15 protein-coding genes are annotated in these 13,961 nt (G+C 51.5%); 7 read left to right on the top strand and 8 right to left on the bottom strand.

Going from position 1 to position 13,961, the window contains the following annotated elements; genetic code table 11:
• Positions 1 to 339 precede the first annotated feature (339 nt).
• The 5 genes from AB0A83_RS18460 to AB0A83_RS18440 all read left to right on the top strand — a co-directional run bounded on the left by AB0A83_RS18460 (position 340) and on the right by AB0A83_RS18440 (position 4,052).
• Positions 340 to 804: a hypothetical protein gene (locus AB0A83_RS18460; protein WP_367154928.1), complete on the top strand. Its 465-nt coding sequence runs from the start codon at positions 340 to 342 to the stop codon at positions 802 to 804.
• 995 nt (positions 805 to 1,799) lie between these two features.
• On the top strand, positions 1,800 to 2,357 hold the full coding sequence (locus tag AB0A83_RS18455) for an NADPH-dependent FMN reductase (RefSeq protein ID WP_367154927.1): 558 nt from the start codon (positions 1,800 to 1,802) through the stop codon (positions 2,355 to 2,357).
• 90 nt (positions 2,358 to 2,447) lie between these two features.
• Entirely contained in the window at positions 2,448 to 2,768 is a 321-nt protein-coding gene (locus AB0A83_RS18450) for a hypothetical protein (protein ID WP_367154925.1), read from the top strand.
• A 144-nt stretch (positions 2,769 to 2,912) separates the two neighbouring features.
• Positions 2,913 to 3,275: a hypothetical protein gene (locus tag AB0A83_RS18445; protein ID WP_367154924.1), complete on the top strand. Its 363-nt coding sequence runs from the start codon at positions 2,913 to 2,915 to the stop codon at positions 3,273 to 3,275.
• Between the two features lie 48 nt (positions 3,276 to 3,323).
• Positions 3,324 to 4,052, top strand: a complete 729-nt coding sequence (locus AB0A83_RS18440; protein WP_150050956.1) for an alpha/beta hydrolase — start codon at positions 3,324 to 3,326, stop codon at positions 4,050 to 4,052.
• Between the two features lie 28 nt (positions 4,053 to 4,080).
• Here the strand turns inward: AB0A83_RS18440 and AB0A83_RS18435 are convergent, their stop codons facing one another.
• From AB0A83_RS18435 to galU, 3 genes are all read right to left on the bottom strand, one after another.
• Positions 4,081 to 4,734, bottom strand: coding sequence for a response regulator transcription factor (locus AB0A83_RS18435; RefSeq protein WP_150050954.1), 654 nt, complete (start codon positions 4,732 to 4,734; stop codon positions 4,081 to 4,083).
• Positions 4,731 to 6,041 carry an ATP-binding protein gene (locus AB0A83_RS18430; RefSeq protein WP_150050951.1) on the bottom strand — a complete coding sequence of 437 codons (1,311 nt, stop codon included), beginning with the start codon at positions 6,039 to 6,041 and terminating at the stop codon, positions 4,731 to 4,733. Before AB0A83_RS18430 ends, AB0A83_RS18435 begins: the two co-directional genes overlap by 4 nt.
• A gap of 224 nt (positions 6,042 to 6,265) precedes the next feature.
• Entirely contained in the window at positions 6,266 to 7,147 is an 882-nt protein-coding gene (gene galU, locus AB0A83_RS18425) for a UTP--glucose-1-phosphate uridylyltransferase GalU (protein WP_150052081.1), read from the bottom strand.
• A gap of 240 nt (positions 7,148 to 7,387) precedes the next feature.
• Between galU and AB0A83_RS18420 the strand changes: the two genes are divergently transcribed.
• Positions 7,388 to 8,701 carry a TolC family outer membrane protein gene (locus tag AB0A83_RS18420; protein ID WP_150050949.1) on the top strand — a complete coding sequence of 438 codons (1,314 nt, stop codon included), beginning with the start codon at positions 7,388 to 7,390 and terminating at the stop codon, positions 8,699 to 8,701.
• A 227-nt stretch (positions 8,702 to 8,928) separates the two neighbouring features.
• Positions 8,929 to 10,158 (top strand): pyrophosphate--fructose-6-phosphate 1-phosphotransferase, encoded by a 1,230-nt coding sequence (locus tag AB0A83_RS18415; protein WP_150050947.1) that lies wholly within the window; start codon positions 8,929 to 8,931, stop codon positions 10,156 to 10,158.
• Between the two features lie 108 nt (positions 10,159 to 10,266).
• Here the strand turns inward: AB0A83_RS18415 and rpsI are convergent, their stop codons facing one another.
• The 5 genes from rpsI to AB0A83_RS18390 form a co-directional block, all read right to left on the bottom strand.
• Entirely contained in the window at positions 10,267 to 10,656 is a 390-nt protein-coding gene (gene rpsI / locus AB0A83_RS18410) for a 30S ribosomal protein S9 (RefSeq protein ID WP_150050945.1), read from the bottom strand.
• 15 nt (positions 10,657 to 10,671) lie between these two features.
• A complete protein-coding gene (rplM, locus tag AB0A83_RS18405) occupies positions 10,672 to 11,100 on the bottom strand; it encodes a 50S ribosomal protein L13 (protein ID WP_150050943.1) in 429 nt (142 codons plus the stop codon).
• Between the two features lie 72 nt (positions 11,101 to 11,172).
• Entirely contained in the window at positions 11,173 to 11,517 is a 345-nt protein-coding gene (locus AB0A83_RS18400) for a lipid-A-disaccharide synthase N-terminal domain-containing protein (RefSeq protein WP_232056700.1), read from the bottom strand.
• Positions 11,510 to 12,235: a glycosyltransferase family 2 protein gene (locus AB0A83_RS18395; protein WP_150050941.1), complete on the bottom strand. Its 726-nt coding sequence runs from the start codon at positions 12,233 to 12,235 to the stop codon at positions 11,510 to 11,512. Before AB0A83_RS18395 ends, AB0A83_RS18400 begins: the two co-directional genes overlap by 8 nt.
• Positions 12,236 to 12,298: 63 nt before the next feature.
• On the bottom strand, positions 12,299 to 13,915 hold the full coding sequence (locus AB0A83_RS18390; protein WP_367154923.1) for an ArnT family glycosyltransferase: 1,617 nt from the start codon (positions 13,913 to 13,915) through the stop codon (positions 12,299 to 12,301).
• Positions 13,916 to 13,961 lie beyond the last annotated feature (46 nt).

The following is a 13,961-nucleotide window of genomic DNA, read 5'->3' as shown; positions in this document are numbered from 1 at the left end:
ATATCGCCAAACCGGGACACTCGGCGCAGAACAACAACCATAGTGCAAACAACGAATTGAGCGGTGCCCATAATAACTACCTAGCTTTCGGGATATACGGAAAGGCAATAAATTAGAACCGGAGGATGAACAACGTGAAGCCCATCGTTCGCGACCTATGCACCTCAAATGCCCGGCTAAGCGATACAGGAACCGCTAACATGGCAACCTCTAACGCTGCTTTTGGCACAGTCCGAATGATATACAGTTGGGAAAAACCCTGGCAGTCATAAAGTTATTGGTACAACACTGCTTTTGTAGTAGATATACGGAAACTATCTAATCACTAGTTATGCATCTATGCGGCCTAAATTAACGGCAATCATTTTTGTCCTTATGGGGCTTATAGCGACGGTTGCGCTACTCGGGCAAGGCACCGTTGGTCCTGCATCTATTGTTCATAAAGAGGTGGCCGAGCGTATCAGAAATTCCGCAGCTCGAGTCAATACAGTTGTAATTGAAAAATCAGAAGTATCGCCCTGGTCCATTGAATTGCCATTGCACCTAGAAGCAAAAATCATCATAAAGCAAATATACTGGTGGCTTACCGAGGGATATGGAGTACCGGAATATGGAGAGGAATATATCCTTCGAAACGAGCGGAATGCTGAGGTATTCCGTTGTTTAGTTAGAGTTTTTGGTGACCATGTTGTTGGAATAACTATTGTGCGAAATCTGTCAGACAATGCATTATCTAATCGCCTGATGGATGCGCTATTAAAGGAGTTCCCTGGGTATATTATTTTGGAAAAACAATATGCATAACCAACGGGTAAACTTGACCGGCAAAAGCTACGCTCCTATCGTCGCTACGCTTTCGCAGGCAAGTTACCCTTTTCGTTAGGCAACCAGTAAAACAAACTTACCACAAAGGAGGTGATGTTATTGACCAAACTTTTGAATTAGCCTCAATCATTCATGCCTGCGTTTCGGCCAATTTGCTTGGGGCAGGCCCAATACCCGCGACTACTACGTGTAATCAAGTAGAGCCGACTTTCCGCTGAAAGAGGAAAAGTATCTAATACTGTCAATTTTCTTCAGTCCCGGGATTCTATTGGGCCGCTTCTTTCCCAACTAATTGCTTTAAACAAGAGGAAACCAACATATAATGTAATGCGGTTTTGTTTTTTCAGCTTTCCGGGCCGCGCCCGGTTAGCTCTACGTTAGGCATCGCAGGCACCCACTCCCGTGCCCGCAGAACCATGGAGAGAAGAGCATGCCCTTCAAGACCCACGACGAGTACTTCGAAGCAAAGTCCGAGGAAATGAGAAGCCGGCTGGAGCAAGTGCGGAAAACAGTCGAGTCTCAGTTTCCCAGAGCGCAAAGAACCATCAGCTACACCTGCCAGCCTTCAAACTCCGGCGCACCTTCTTCTACTTCGCGGCCTTCAAGAAGCACATTGGCATCTATCCACCGGTCACAGAAGACGCCAAACTCATCGAAGCTACTAAGGCGTATCGGGGTCCGAAGGGAAACTTGTCCTTTCCGCACACAGAGGAACTGCCGCTGCAGCTCATTGGCCAGGTTGCCGCGGCCCTCGCAGCGCAATACGGTGCGGAGTGAGTGCCTTCACAAGCGCGCAGCCGCAGCTGCCTACCCCCTCGCTTGTCGGGTCCGCAAACGGGCGTCGCTCGCTGTTTCTGAGTTCACCCACCAAGGCCGTGCCGTTGCTCACCACGCTGCCTAAGCCTAACTATTGTGTCAACCTGACCCGCAACGGCGTGGCTGCCGCGGGCAGGTTACACAGTTAGTTGAGCGTCATGAGAGTCCTTGGCATATCCGGTAGCCTGCGCAAAGCCTCTATCAATTCAGCCCTGCTGCGGGCGGCAAGTCGCCTTGCGCCGCCGGGCATGGAATTCACAGTCTTCAATGGTGTCGGAGGCCTACCGCTGTTCAACCCCGATCTCGAAGCAAGCCTACCTTCTCAAGTACTTGCTTTGCATGGTGCAGTTGCGAAATCAGATGCACTTCTCTTTGCAAGCCCCGAATACGCTCATGGTGTCACTGGGGCTATCAAGAACACCCTCGACTGGTTGGTGAGCTTCGAGTTATTCGTAGGCAAGCATGTCGTTGTGCTGAATTCATCCCCACGTGCACATCACGCCGATTCAGCGCTACGCGAAACGCTCAGAACAATGTCCGCTGTCATCGTTGAGCCGGCGTCGGTGAGCATTCCGCTGCTCGGAGCAAAGCTCAATGAAGAAAGCATGATCGAAAATCCAATCGTCTCCTTGGCCATCAAGGGCTGCCTCGCATCTCTCCATACAGCCCTCATTCAGGGCTTGCCCGAGCAAGGCTCAATGTCATCGCTGCAGTAGTCCGCGAGAATGACGCCCAACCCTTCCATCGAGAGGACTCGCCCCGGCAAGCCGGGCCGAGCCTCTCATGTCAAACGTTATGTGTCTTAGATGGAAATCAACGATTTAAATGGAAAGATAATTTGTGATCGTTGCGGCGAGTTAATTTATCGCAGATCAATTCATGTAGAAAATTTGAACTTGTATGATACAGGCTCTAAGCAAGCATATATAAATTCGCTTGTTAAGCTAGAAAATGTTAGTGAGGAAGTTGCAACTTCTTGGGCAGAGCATGGCCTTTTTGAGCTTTGTACATTAAAAACAAGAAACTGTCTTGTGTGTAACATGAAGCTTGAAACTTGGCAGGCAAAAATGTGCTTAAAGTGTGGCGCAGACTTTGAGCCTTGGGGTAAATTCAATGTTAAGACATAACCAGTTGCTCCAGCCGACCCAAAAAACGCTACACGCTTTTCGCTCGGCCGATCTTCAACGTTAGGAAAAGGTGATCGAATGTTTCTACGGAATTTAAATCTTTTCCTACCGTATTTTAGTCTGCTAAGTACTGTGCTGGGTACTATGCTTTCCGGCTTTATTTACATCTTCTTTATGAAATTTTTCCCCGAAACCGCTAATCCATATTTGGTGCCATTTACATCGTATTTACTTATTGCAATTGCGCTCATTATTGTTTGGCACAGCATAGGCCTATCTCCAAGCACAATTATTCCTGAGCGTGAAAAACGTTTTAAGCAGGGGCATCTTTTAGTGGCTATAGCAAATGTCATAAGTATCAGCACCACAGCGCTTGTGTTACTTATTGTCTTCAAATATGCAGCCTTCGGAAATTTGCCTTTCCTCTTAATGCCATTTGCGCTTTTTGTAATCGTGGCGTGGATTGTTGGTTTAATTATGATCTGGAGTTCCCGCGCCAATGCCTAACCAACGGGTAAACTTGACCGGCAAAAGCTACCCTTGTCGTTAGGCCGCATGACGACCCTCGTTCTCCTCCCCGGCATGGATGGCACCGGGATCTTGTTCGAATTCCTGCTGCCTCACCTTCCTCCCGGAATCGTCCCAAAGGTTGTCTCATACCCCGCGCGTGAGTCGCTGTCTTACGACGAACTCACCAACTTCGTGCTCGGGCAGTTGCCGGACCCGCCCTTCGCGATCCTTGGTGAGTCCTTCTCAGGACCGGTAGCGGTAGCTGTTGCTGCTCGGAGCGCACCTCTCGCGGTAGTTCTGGTTTGCTCGTTCATTGGCAATCCAAGGCCGATGCTCACGCCGCTCAAGGCACTGCTCGGCTGGCTGCCATCGCCAGCAATGCTCGTCGGCCCCTTGAGCCTGGCACTCATGGGATGGAACCAAACCCCAAACCTACGCGCGGCACTGTCGTGCTCGCTCGAGACGGTCGAGCCGGTGGTGCTTCGGCACCGCGCCGCCGCAGCACTTTCGGCCAACGCTCGCCCCAGCCTTGCACTGCTGCGCTGTCCCATCCTCTACCTACAGGCGACTCACGATCGAGTTGTCCCTTCTTCGTGCGCCCGAGAGGTGCTGCGCGTCCAACCGGCCACCACGGTAGCCAAGCTGGAGGGGCCACACTTCCTGCTCCAAACAAGGCCAGCCGCAGCGGCACAGGCAATCGAACAGTTCCTCCGCCGGTCCGAGAATGTTGATAGGGATAGTTTATCAACCTATTCGGATGTCCTTTTTTATTAGACCACTACAGTTAATAAACCGGTTACGCTTATCCGCGCTTATGGAGTGTTAAGCCCAGATTGACGGCGATATGAGCCAATTCCGCGCTGGTGTCGACCTGCAGCTTTTTCTTGATTTGCGTCGCGTAGTTGGCTACGGTTTTTTGGCCCAGGCATAGTTGGTCGGCGATGCGTTGTACCGTCATGCCTTGTGCCAATAAGCCGAATACGTCGAATTCACGGGGCGAAAACGCCGCAATCGCACTCTGGTGATCGCTGGGTTCGTGCAGGTCTTCAACGGATTTCAATAAGCCGGTTTCGATGTAACGCTCGCCGCCGGCGATGCGCTGCAAGGCTTCAACCAAGATTTCGGGGGCGCTGTTTTTGGTGATGTAGCCTTTGGCGCCGGCATTAAGTGCACGATTGACGTATACCTGTTCGTGATGGACGCTGAATACCAGGATCAGCGCCGAGCCGTCCCGCTGGACAATGCGGCGTATCGTTTCCAAGCCGCCTATGCCGGGCATGGACAAGTCCATGACGATGACTTCGGGTTTTAATTCTTCCACCATTCGGATGGCTTGCTCGCCACGAGAAGCTTCGCCGATCACTTCTATCGTTTCGCTGGCCGACAGCAACATTTTGAAACCCGCCCGCACTACGGCGTGGTCGTCCACCAAAATGATTTTCGTTTTTGTACTCATGTCAAAGGTATGGAAGCGGTAATGGTCATGCCTTGGCCCGGTCTGGAGTTTACGTTGAACTCGCCGTCCAGCGAGCGTATGCGTTCCGCCATGCCGCGTAAGCCGAAGCCATGTTTTAAAGTATCCGGATTGCAGCCTTGTCCGTCGTCCGCGACTTTCAGTTCCAGCCTATTGCCGTTGTCGGCAAAGTATAAATCGATCTTTAAGCGGTTGGCTTTTGCGTGGCGGAGCGCATTGGTTAAACACTCTTGTATCACTCTGAATAATTGGCGAATCAGGTTTTTGTCCAGTGTGTCGACGGCCTCGTCGCAATCGATTTCCAGTCGAAGATTGGGGTTGCGTTCGGACCAATGGTTTAAAAGATCCTCTAATGTAGCCTTCAAGCCCAGTTCGGTCAGCATTAAAGGATGAAGTTGCTGCATCATAGAGCGTACGACGCTCATCAAGTGATCGCAAATCTGCCCGATCGATGCCGTGATTTTTTCGGTATCGGCGTTTCGGTGCGCAGCGGCAACCGCCATGACTTTAATAGCCGTCAGCGATTGACCTAATTCGTCGTGCAACTCTTGCGATAAGTGCTGACGCTCCTCTTCCTGTATCGCTAGTGAATGTTGGGTAAGCGCTCGGTTTTCCTGGCGAGTTTTATCCAATTCTCCCGTCATGTGGTTGATCGCATTAGCGATAGCGTCGAACTCTTGCGTGGAAAACGGCGGGAGTTTATAGCGATATTGGCCGGTTTCTATGGTCTGTAGACCCGAAACGATGATATCTATAGACTTCAACGACTTATTGAACACTAGGTTGACGGCTAGGAAGGTTAGCAGGGTTAAAGCCGAGATAGAGGTAAAAAACGCCACGCTTTCTTGCCAGACTTCGGTGATTTCGTCTAGCGGTTGCGCCTCGATGATCAAACTGACGGTTTCTCCGTCTTCGGTTTTTAGCCGGTGTTGAACTTTAGGGTATTCCTCTTTCACCCAATGTATAAACCAAGCCGGCGGTAAATCCCGGCTGTGGCTGGGTAACGGTTCGCCTGTGAAATGCACCAGTTGGCCGTCCGGCTTGTGCAATTGAATGCTTAAGTGCCGGGTTTGCCTTAAAGCGCTGAGACGGGATAAATCGGTGATTTGCTGTAAGGACGACGTATCGGTAATGCCTAGCGTGATGAGTTGCAAGGCTAAGCGAATCGAGGCATCGACTTCTTTTTCCACGGAAAGTCTGGCTTGCCAAACGACAATTGCGCCGCCAAGTACCAGGATGCACAGCGACGAGCATAAAATGCGGAAAAGGATTTGGTACCGAAGGCTCATGCGTTAAAAACCGTTAAACCGAGTATTATTTGGGAAGTACGGTTTATCGGCGATAGGAAAAATTCTTTTTTATATGTGAGCCAACGATTCAAGCCTTGGATGGCTGGTATAGCCGGTTTATGGCGCCGAATAAAACGCCGCTCGTGCGCGCGGCGTTTCCCATGAGGTCCCCCATTCTGCGAAGGTAGGAGGGCGAATATCTTTTATCCTATGTAGCGTAAGGTTTAGATTTGTTCGGAGCGTTGCTTTAGGTAAGCGGCGAATTCGGTTTTTATTTCGGGATGTAACAGGCCGTATTCTACGTTTGCCAGCAAAAAACCGAACTTCGAGCCGCAATCGTAACGCTTGCCCTCGAATTCGTAAGACAACACGGCTTCATCGTGCATTAAGGCAGCGATGGCGTCGGTGAGCTGAATTTCCCCGCCGGCACCGCGTCCGGTAGTTTCGATTTTTTGAAAAATGGCCGGGGTTAGAATGTAACGGCCAACTACGGCGATGTTGGAGGGTGCGACCTCCGGTTTGGGTTTTTCCACGATGGATTTTAGCCGACCAACGCGGGGCGCCATTGCGTTGTGCTCGACGATGCCGTATTTGTGGGTTTCTTTCGGGTCCACTCTTTCCACGCCTAAAATGCTGCTTTGTTCTTTGGCGAACAATTCCGTCATTTGCTTCATACATCCGCGCGCGCCGTCTTCGATCAGATCGTCGGGCAATATGACGGCAAAAGGCTCGTTGCCGACTACCGGTTTGGCGCACAACACGGCATGACCAAGTCCGAGCGCTTCGGCTTGGCGTATGAATACGCAGGAAACATGGGGCGGCAGAAGGTTTTGCAGCATTTTTAGCAATTCGGTTTTACCGTTTTTCTCCAACTCCTTTTCCAGTTCGTAAGATTTATCGAAATGGTCGGGAATCGAGTTTTTGTTGCGGCCGGTGATAAAAACCATGGTGTCTATGCCGGCCGCGATAGCTTCTTCAACGGCATACTGAATCAGCGGTTTATCGACTACCGGTAGCATTTCCTTGGCCACGGCTTTAGTGGCGGGAAGTGACCGTGTGCCGAGGCCGGCAACCGGAAATACAGCTTTAGTGACTTTTTGACTCATAGTGACTTTAGGTTGATGGTTGGTTTTGACGAATCCATGTTGGCAGCCTAGCATTTATTAATTCTTAAGCGTCGGCGGTTAGTTCAGGTTGTCGAGTTGGCGAAAATCGTGTCGGTTATGGGTTGTCGCCAGACGGCGTAGCTTGGAATCTAACGTGCCTAAACGCAATTAGCTGCGGTGGTCTGATTATTTTAGGTGATAATGCCGGTAATTTTTCACTCTTTCTGGAGAGATAGTGCGATGTTAAGACTGTTGGCGGCGCTATGGCTGGCGTCGATACCGGGTGCGGCCGCTATTGCAGACGATTTGATGCAGATCTATCAGCTGGCCAGGGAAAACGACCCCGATGCGAAGATAGGCGTTATCGATCAAGCCGCCGCTGCCGAAGTGCGTTCGCAAAGCATCGCACAGATGTTGCCCAATATCAGTTTTACCGCGGACAGTTCGCGCAATCGTTTGGAAAGCCAGAGCTTTTTAGGGCAAACATTACAGCACTTTTGGAACAGTTCGCTAGGTATATCGCTCAAGCAACCGGTTTTTCACTGGGAGCATTGGATAGGGCTGGATCAGGCGGACAACAAGATTGCGCAAGCGGAAGCGCAAAATCAGGCCAAACAACAGGATTTGATGGCGCGCACGGCCGAAGCCTATTTCAATGTGCTGGCTGCTCAAGACTATTTGACCTTTAGTCTGGCGGAGAAGAAGGCGATCGAAAAACAGCTCGAGCAAGCCAAACAGCGTTTCGACGTCGGCGTGATTGCCATTACCGATGTCTATGAGGCTCAAGCAGGATACGATAGAGCCACGGCTTCGGTGATAGAGGCGGAGAATACTATCGATAATCGAAAGGAAGCCTTGCGCCAGATTATCGGCGAGCATCCCGCCGGTTTAAGTGCATTGGGACAAAGCGTACCGCTGGGCGAACCGGCTCCGCAGGATATATCGGCCTGGGCGCATAGTGCCGAAAGCAATAATTTTTCTATCGTCGCGCAGATTAACCAGGCCGAATACATACGTAAAAGCATTGAGTTACAACAAGCCGGGCATTTGCCGACCGTCGATCTCGTCGCCCAATATCAAGAGCAAGACAATCGCAACCTGTACGGGTTACGCGGGAATACTGAAAGTTTCGGTTTGCAGCTCAATTTGCCGTTATTTCAAGGCGGCGGGGTTGCGTCCAAAGTCAGACAGGCGGAATACGCTTATCAAGCGGCGCGCGAAGAATTGATCAAAGTCAAGCGTAGCGTGAATCGTCAAGTGAAGGACGCTTATCGGGGGGTTTTGACCAGCATTAATACGGTTAAAGCTTTGGATACGACGGTAAAGTCTGCGGAATTGGCCGTCGAAGCCGCGGAGGCCGGGTTTGAAGTCGGTACCCGGACCATGGTGGACGTATTGACGGTGCAGCGTAATCTCTATAAGGCCAAAAGCGATTATGCGACCAGTCGATACAATTATCTGATCAATGGCGTCAAGCTCAAGCAGGCCGCAGGCAGTTTAAGCGAAGCGGATTTGCAAGACATCAATCGGTATTTAAACAAAGTAAGCGATTAGTGGTTTAGGCGATTTCCTGTATTGTCCGGACAAACTCAGGGTTTTAAATTGGGAATGGCCGGACTCTTGGGTCGACTAATTATTGAGCGGATTGATATGTTAAAATCGCGTCAGCACGGTTTCAGGGCGACCATTTCGTTTGATTGCTCTACCGTATTGTTTGGACGTCGCTAGTCTGCGCAATGTCCGCTCAATGTGTTTGTCGTTAACTCAAATTGAAAACTCTCATGAATAAACCAAAGAAAGTGGCAATTCTTACCGCAGGCGGTTTAGCGCCTTGCTTGAACTCGGCTATCGGTAGTTTGATCGAGCGCTATACCGAGATTGATCCGAGTATCGAAATTATTTGCTACCGGGGCGGTTACAAGGGCTTGCTGTTGGGAGATTCTTATCCGGTCACCGAGGCGGTACGTAAAAAAGCCGGCGTGTTGCAAGCTTTTGGTGGGTCCGTGATCGGCAACAGCCGGGTCAAGCTGACTAACGTTAAAGACTGCGTGAAGCGCGGTTTGGTCCAAGAAGGCCAGGATCCGCAAAAAGTGGCGGCCGACCAATTGGTTAAAGACGGCGTCGATATTTTGCATACCATAGGCGGCGACGATACCAATACCGCGGCGGCCGATCTGGCGGCATTTTTGGCTTCCAACGACTACGGCTTGACGGTAATCGGTTTGCCGAAAACGGTCGATAACGACGTATTTCCGATCAAACAATCCTTAGGTGCATGGACCGCGGCCGAGCAAGGTGCGCGTTATTTCTTAAACGTGGCGGCCGAAAATAATTCAAACCCGCGAATGCTGATTGTGCACGAAGTCATGGGTCGTAACTGCGGATGGTTAACGGCGGCCACCGCGCAAGAGTACCGTAAATTGCTCGATAAAGCCGAGTGGCTGCCGGAGTTAGGGTTGTCGCGCGAATCCTACGAGGTGCACGCGGTCTTCATTCCGGAAATGGATGTCGATTTGGCGGCGGAAGCGGCGCGGCTGCGAGCGGTGATGGACAAGGTCGATTGCGTTAATATTTTCGTGTCCGAGGGCGCGGGAGTCGAGGCCATCGTTGCGGAAATGCAAGCAAAAGGCCAAGAAGTGCCGCGCGATGCGTTCGGGCATATTAAGCTGGATGCGGTTAATCCGGGTAAATGGTTCGGCGAGCAATTCGCACAAATGATAGGCGCCGAAAAAACCTTGATACAAAAATCCGGTTATTTCTCGCGCGCCGCGGCGGCTAACGTCGATGACATGCGTTTAATCAAGTCTTGCGCGGATTTGGCTGTCGAGTGTGCGTTTCGCCGCGAATCCGGCGTTATCGGCCATGACGAGGATAACAATAATGTGTTGCGGGCTATCGAGTTTCCGCGCATCAAAGGCGGCAAACCTTTCGATATCGATGCCGAATGGTTTGGTCAAATGTTGGCACAAATCGGTCAGGCTAAGGGTAACAAAGTCGACGTCAGTCACTAAGAGGTTGCCAACGCGCGCCAGCCGGTAACGCCGGCTGGATTCGCAATACGCAAGCGATAAGCACAAAAAAGCCGCTGTACAGCGGCTTTTTTGCGGGTGGGCAAGATATTAACGTTTCGAGTATTGCGGACGTTTTCTAGCTTTGTGTAAGCCCACTTTTTTACGCTCTACCACGCGGGCATCGCGGGTGACGTAGCCGGCTTTTCTCAGCGGAGAGCGGGATGCTTCGTCGAATTCGATCAACGCCCGGGCTAAGCCGTGGCGGATGGCGCCGGCTTGACCTGATGGGCCGCCGCCGCAAACGATAATGTTGACGTCGAAATCGCCGCTTTTGCCCAGCAATTCCAAAGGCTGTCTTGCGATCATTTCGTCGGTTTTGCGACCGAAATATTCTGCGACCGGCCGGCTGTTAATGATGAATTTTCCTGAGCCGACGGTGGCGTAGACGCGGGCAATCGAGCTTTTGCGACGACCGGTTCCGTAGTATTGAGCTGCCATAAACTAATTACCTGTTTAAAAATCGAGTGCCTTGGGTTGTTGAGCTTGGTGGTTATGCTCAGGACCCGCGTAAATTTTAAGTTTTTTGAACATAGCCCGGCCTAAAGGATTTTTAGGCAGCATGCCTTGTACGGCGGTGCTGATAATGCGGTCGGGAAAAGTTTGTCTCAGTTTACCCAAAGACGCGGATTTCATGTTGCCGATGTAGCCGGTATGACGATAGTAGATTTTGTCTTTTTCTTTGTTGCCGGTAACGCCCACTTTCTCGGCATTGACGACAATGATGTAATCACCGGTGTCTACGTGCGGGGTAAATTCCGGTTTATGTTTGCCGCGAAGACGTCGTGCAATTTCAGTAGCAAGGCGACCAAGCGTCTTTCCTTCTGCATCAATTACGTACCAATCGCGCTTAACTTCTGCGGGCTTTGCACTAAATGTTTTCATCTTTGCTTCTCAAATGTTCGAGGCTATATAAAGACCGGCGATTATACTGTTTTGTGCGGCGGGCTTCAAGCGCTATCTAGGTTTGCCGATGCCGGAGCAGTTGAGCGCGTTTTGGCTGTTGGCGTTATGGTCGGCTTGCGGCGCGGTTTCCGTGCTTTTGCGGTGTTTGACCACAAAATACAAATTGCGGGCATAGATTAACAAGCCACCGGCCTGCCCGAAAATAAACACCGGATCCTGTTTGTGGATTGAGTAGATCAGTAAAGTCGAGCCGCCCAATAGGCTGAAATACCAGAACATGACCGGAATTACGCTTTTCTTTTGCCGTTCGCTGGCCAGCCATTGCACCAGAAAGCGTGCGGAAAATAGCGCTTGGCCGACGAAGCCGACAATCAGCCACAGGGTATTGCTATCCATGCTTCACCTCGCTGACGATAGGCAGGCTATGGCGATTGCGTAACCAAAGCACGCCGAGCATGTCGACGATGCCTGCCAATAAGCGGTCCATGGTGCCGTATTTGGATTGGCCGTGGCTTCTGGATCTATGGCCGACTTTTACCGAAATCACTTGTCCGCCGGCCGTTTGTATCATGGCGGGCAGGAACCGGTGAATGTGGTCGAAATAGGGTAGCGATAAAAATTTGTCGCGCCGAAACAATTTTAGGCCGCAGCCGGTATCGGGGGTGTCGTCGTGTAATATCGCCTGACGGATGCCGTTGGCGAATTTGGATGAAAAACGCCGCCAGCCGGTATCGCGGCGCCGATGTCTGTGGCCGGCCAACATCCAAAGCCGGTCCGATGGTTGTTGCCGGTAAGCAAGTATCAAATTCGCTATGTCGGCAGGGTCGTTTTGCCCGTCGCCGTCCAGGGTAGCTATCCATTCGTACTTGGCGGCGACGATGCCGCTGTGGATTGCGCGGCTTTGCCCGCAGCTGCGTTGGTGCGTAAGGATGCGCAGTAGCGGGCAATGGTTTTGGATTTGCAATAGTGTTTGCAAGGTGTCGTCGGTACTGCCGTCGTCGACGAAAATGATTTCGCAGCTTTCCAGACTGCTAAGTGCTTGTTGGATTTCATCTATCAGCGGAGCAACGTTCTCCGATTCGTTATGCACCGGAACTACGACCGATATTTTCATATTTGAGGCAAGTCGAGAAATTAGAATTGAGTGGGTTATTTTAATCGAAGAGTGTTGCTTTTATTACGGCTTGTGCGGTTTGGGTTTGAGGCGGTCGTCCGCGTTTTGAAACGCCAGCCAATACTCGCGGTGCGCTTGCAGAAAACCGGCGCGCTCGGGCTTTTCCCGATTAACCGACAACAGGTAACCGTTGGGATGTTGCCTGTACCAGTCTTTGGCTTGTTGCGGTTGAATAACGGCTATTGGTTGAGTCAGTCGACCTAGAAAATGTAGCTGGCCTTGGTAGTCGCCGATAAAGGCGTTGGGTATCTGTTGCTCGTCCAATTGCTTTAAAAAATTGGCGGCGGGGCGTAAATCGTATTGCGAGCCGGCGTCTCGAAAAAAGTAAAAGAACCCTATGCATATGCTGACTGTCATCGCGGCGGCGATTGCCGCTATCGGCAAGCGGCCGCGGACTAAGGCGTAAAGCGTTAGCGTTAGGGCGATGGCGGCGACGCTCAAGCCCCAGGTCGGTTCGATTGATTGCGCCCAACGCAGATCGGCCAAACCGGGTAAACTTGGGATCAGTGCTAGCAGCCCGCCTATCGCTAACAACAATAAGCCGGGTAACGACTCCAGTGCGCGCTTGCCGATTGTTTGCGGCAGGCTTGAATAGCGGGCGCAAATTAATGCGAAGGCCGGCAATGCCGGAATCAAGTAGTGCAATTGTTTGCTCGGCAGCAGCGAAAACAATAAAAAAGCGCTTAACAACCACAGCCAGCAAAACCGCAAGGCCGGGTCGGATTTGATTAACTGCCATTGACCGCCGCGCCAAAGCGGCCGCCAACTAATCCAGGGAAAAGTCAGCAACGGCAAAAACAGCAAATATAAAAAAAACGGTCGGGCGTGGATTCTAGTGCCGGCAGCCCTGTCCGCGGTTTGATGCCATAAAATTGCACCGGCATAATTTTCGCCGCCGGCTGCGGCTGCGGGTATTGCCCAACACAAAGCCAAACCCATGCCGGCCGATAGGGCGATCACTAAATGAATGAACCAGCGCTCAGGTACTGTTTGCAACCAAAAGCGAACCGTCAGCGCGCACGGCAATAAATACAGCAGTACCACCGGGCCTTTAGCCAATAAGCCCAGTCCGGTCGCCAAGGCAAAACAGCTCCAGCCGAGTAAGCGGGCGGCGGTTTGGGACGCCGCGATTAAACCCAGCATGCCGACAAGCACGCAGTCGGTGAGCAAGGTATCGAACATGGTTGCCGTGGCGAACAAGGTCCACGGCAAAGTGCCGAGTAAAAACCAAGGGCTAGTCCATGCAACTATGGGTGAGTTTGGCCAAAGTTTGGCGGCAAGCGTGCGAATCAGTACCAAATTCAATAGCGAGCAGAGCGGTCCGATCAGGCGCGGCGACCAGTCGTTGATGCCGAAAACCGACCAGCCGGCATGGATCAGCCAGAACAACAGCGGCGGTTTATGGCTGTAAGGCTGGCCGTTCAAATAGGGGACCAAAAAGTCGGCCCGTTGCCACATTTCCCAGGCGACGCTGAGATAACGGGTCTCGTCCAGAGGAATGATGGGGCGAAATAATAAGGTCGCGGTTAACAAGGCCCATAGCGGAAAAATCCCCCAACGGTAAAGCGAAGCGGCGGATGCCGGTTTAAGGGCAAAACTGGACAGGGGATTGCTCATCATTAGTGGGTAGCAGGAAGTCGGCTAAAGCCATGCCAAGATTGTGCCA

Origin of the sequence: Methylomonas sp. HYX-M1, assembly GCF_040741385.1 — a bacterium.
Classification (GTDB): Bacteria; Pseudomonadota; Gammaproteobacteria; order Methylococcales; family Methylomonadaceae; genus Methylomonas; species Methylomonas rhizoryzae.
Note: the sequence above shows the minus strand (reverse complement) of the source record. Positions and strands in the feature narration are given on the sequence as shown.